This window comes from Halomonas sp. 3D7M (genome assembly GCF_014897885.1).
Taxonomy (GTDB): Bacteria; Pseudomonadota; Gammaproteobacteria; order Pseudomonadales; family Halomonadaceae; genus Vreelandella.
Genome location: NZ_JABUZF010000247.1, coordinates 98,585 through 101,082 on the forward strand (window position 1 = coordinate 98,585; position 2,498 = coordinate 101,082).

General features: G+C 49.5%; 3 protein-coding genes. All 3 read right to left on the reverse strand.

The window, feature by feature from the left end:
- Positions 1 to 339: universal stress protein (locus INT22_RS14925; RefSeq protein WP_226912777.1), on the reverse strand; the 339-nt coding region annotated here is incomplete at its 3' end.
- Between the two features lie 21 nt (positions 340 to 360).
- Positions 361 to 1,644: a TRAP transporter large permease gene (locus INT22_RS14930; protein WP_089040259.1), complete on the reverse strand. Its 1,284-nt coding sequence runs from the start codon at positions 1,642 to 1,644 to the stop codon at positions 361 to 363.
- 28 nt (positions 1,645 to 1,672) lie between these two features.
- Positions 1,673 to 2,251 (reverse strand): TRAP transporter small permease, encoded by a 579-nt coding sequence (locus tag INT22_RS14935; protein ID WP_089040258.1) that lies wholly within the window; start codon positions 2,249 to 2,251, stop codon positions 1,673 to 1,675.
- Between the last annotated feature and the right edge of the window lie 247 nt (positions 2,252 to 2,498).

The following is a 2,498-nucleotide window of genomic DNA, read 5'->3' on the forward strand; positions in this document are numbered from 1 at the left end:
TAAATCGCACTCCCTCTTTCGGGCAAAGCGCACGATAGTTCGCGAGGGGCGGCCACCTTTCACAAACGCCCTTACTCGCGCACTGTCTGCGCCCATCTCTATGGCGTAGGCTTTAGCGTGTACAGCAATTTCCGTGGCGTACTCTTTTAGCGCATCATCAGGCAGATCCAGCTTATTCGGCCGCACCATAGAAAGCGATGCCTCCAATAAACTATGGTGCTTAAATACGCACAGCAAATAAAGCTCGGCACCGGTGAGCATATGCAGGCCAACCGCTTTCTCCAGTGCGTTAATCGCCCCTTTCGAGCCATCTACGGGAATTAAAATGCGATTAAACATCCGCGTTCTCCTTGTGACTGCTTAGCGGAAGGCAATATCACGCAAGAACAGCGCAATTTGCGGAAACATGATCAGCAGCGCCGCCGCTAAAATCAGCATAAAGATAAAGGGCGGTGTGCCTTTGATGACTTCCCAGTAAGGCCGCTTAAAGATCGCAATCGCGGTAAATATATCGCAGCCAAAGGGTGGGGTCGCCGAACCTATGGCTACCTGCAGCGTAATCAAAATACCTACCAGAACAGGATCCAGACCGGTCGCCGCAATCGCCGGAGCAAAAATTGGCGTAAGCACCAGAATGACCACAATCGGGTCAACAAACATGCAAGCGACAAAGAAAGAGATACAGATTGCAATCAGTACGCCTGTCGGCCCAGCCTCATTGACGCCTACCGCTTCCAAAATCATTTGTGGAATCTGCGCGAATGAAATTATCCAGGAGAACCCATTACCAACAGCGACCAATATAAACACCACTGCGGTAATTAAGCCGGTGGATTTAGCAATCGCATAAATATCGTTCATTTTGAGCGAACGGAATACCACAAACTCAAGCAATACGGCATAGAGCACACAGGCCGCAGCGGCTTCTGTCGGGCTAAAAATACCTCCGTAGATACCGCCAACGATAATGACTGGAAAGCCTAGCGGCCACAGTGCTTTCTGCACGGCTACGGCACGCTCTTTCCAGCTAGCGCGGGGTTCGGTAGGCACGCCTTTTACCACAGCGTAAACGATGCAATAAACTGAGAACATAAACAGGATCAGAAGCCCTGGCCCAATACCCGCAATAAACAGCTCGCCAATGGATGTTCCTGAAATAACCCCGTAGATGATCATGCCAATACTTGGGGGTATCAAAAAGGCAATATCACTCGCGTTGATAATCAGTGCCAGTGTAAATGGGTCGGAATAGCCCGCTTTCAGCATCTTGGGTCGCAGCGGTGAGCCCACCGCGACTACGGTTGCCTGGGTAGAACCAGAAACTGCGCCAAACAGCGTACAGGAGGCCGCCGTACTGACCGCAAGGCCGCCTTTGATATGACCGATAAAGGACATCACCATATCAATTAAGCGATTGGCCGACTGGCCACGCGTCATAATATCTGCCGCTAATATAAACATCGGCACCGCAATCAACGAAGCAGGCCGGATACCCGCCATCATCTGTTGAATCAGCGTATCCATTTGGCCGAAGCCGTTAAACATCATATAAAAGCCGATCACCGCTGCCGTGATCAGCGGGATCATCATAGGAAAGCCCAGCAGCAGCAGGGCAATCATGGTGACTACCATTATCGTCGTCATAGCGTTCCCCTAGAGTGCAAGCCCTGCTTTACACTTCTGTTTCGGTGTCTTTGTAACCATCAACTACCCCTGTCGAGAGATATACATCCCGAGAGGTAAGGTTTTTAATTGCCGTTAACAGGTACTGAATGCCCGTAATGAGAAAACCTACTGGTACCCAGATATAAATGATCCAAATAGGTAGCCCGAGTGACGGCAGCACGCGACCTTTGCTTTGAAGGTCGAGGATGTACACCACGGAGTAGTACAGCAGGAAGAACATGACGAGGGAGGTAAAGAACGAAATACCTATCATCAATGCCTTACGCCCCCCGACAGGCAAGGCATCGTAGATGGCTGACATACGAATATGACGACCGTGTCGAGCAGCGTAGCCGATACCCGCAAAGGTAATCATAATGATCAAAATACGGTTTAATTCCCCTGAAAACATAATGCTATTGCCAAATACAAAGCGGGCAATAACATTAGTGACCGTATTCAGCGCCATTAGCAAAACCCCCATCGCCAGTATGACTGACTCGATTTTGCTAATTGCAGTGTCGATCACGCCTAGTATGCCGGGCAAACCAGAGCTGTAATTCTTTTCGGATTCTTCTTCGGTCATGGCCGATCTCCTCTTATGCAGCGTGGCAGCTAACGATTAAAAACCTAGTGCCTCTTCTTTCACTGACCACCGAACGGAGCGTGTCCAGCCTTACTCATTTTGTAGCGTAACGGTTAATAACTCTTTCCGCTTCAACGCTGGATGTACGTAAATTTTTCTGTGTTTTACGCAAGGTTACGCGCTTTTTTTTGCTAGGTGGCTGTCAGCACCGGGTGTGCATATAAAAATATCGAGTAGGGTGAGGCGT